Here is a 946-nt window from a genome sequence, read left to right as displayed (position 1 = left end):
AACCACAAGGGATCATAGGGCTCGATGGCGCGCGCCATGCGCAGCGCGCCGGACGCTGTGAACTGGCCGTGCGTGCCAAACAGGATGTCGGCGCGGGTGCCGACCGCCTCGCGGATCGCCTTGATCATGCGGGTGGACAGGTCGATATCGACAAGACGCGGCTGGTGGCCGTCGAAGGCGGTGTAGGGGCCGGCCGGGTCCAGTTTGACGGCGTTGAACCCCTGTTCGACATATTCGAGCGCGCAGGCGGCGGCGAGATCGGGGTCGTTGTAGACGTTCTTGCCGTGCGCATCCTCGGAGTGGACGCTGCCGGTGTGCGGATAAAGATAGGTGTAGGAACGCAGCGTTTCGTGCACCTGGCCGCCGAGCAGTTTGTAGACCGGCTTGTCGGCCTCCTTGCCGATGATGTCCCAGCAGGCCATTTCCAGCGCCGAGAAGCAGCCCATGCCTGACACGTCGGGCCGCTGGGTGAAGCCGGACGAATAGGCGCGGCGGAAGAAGTTCTCGATGTCGTGCGGATCGCGGCCGACGAGATAGCGCTCGGCCATGTCCTCGACCATCCGGGCGGTAACATGGGCGGAGAAGGTGGCGTTGTAGGCTTCGCCATAGCCGACGACGCCGCCATCGGTGGTCAACTTGACGAAGATGAAATACTTGCCGCCGATGCCGGGCGGCGGATTGTCGACAACCCAGGTCTTGACGTCGGTGATCTTCATTTTTGGTCCTCCAGAACCAGTTCGGCGCCCTTCCAACCGGTCATGATCGAGGCGGCGTTGGTGTTGCCGGTGATGTTGTCGGGGAAGATCGAGGCGTCGATGACGCGCAGACCGTCGATGCCGTGCACCTTGAGACGCGGGTCGACGACGGCGCGCGCCGGATCGGGCCCCATGCGGCAGGTCGAGACCGGATGATAGACGGTGCCCGAGCGCTTCCTGAAATCCTGAAT

General features: G+C 63.8%; 2 protein-coding genes. Both read right to left on the bottom strand.

Going from position 1 to position 946, the window contains the following annotated elements; translation table 11 throughout:
- Positions 1-716, bottom strand: a 716-nt coding sequence (locus tag EN991_RS37875) for a mandelate racemase/muconate lactonizing enzyme family protein (protein WP_164769737.1), incomplete at its 3' end; no start/stop codon positions are given.
- The coding region (locus EN991_RS37870) for a GMC oxidoreductase (protein WP_245461195.1) at positions 713-946 on the bottom strand (234 nt) is incomplete at its 5' end. The genes EN991_RS37870 and EN991_RS37875, both read right to left, overlap by 4 nt.

Origin of the sequence: Mesorhizobium sp. M7A.F.Ca.US.005.03.2.1 (genome assembly GCF_003997795.1) — a bacterium.
Classification (GTDB): domain Bacteria; phylum Pseudomonadota; class Alphaproteobacteria; order Rhizobiales; family Rhizobiaceae; genus Mesorhizobium; species Mesorhizobium ciceri.
Note: the sequence above shows the minus strand (reverse complement) of the source record. Positions and strands in the feature narration are given on the sequence as shown.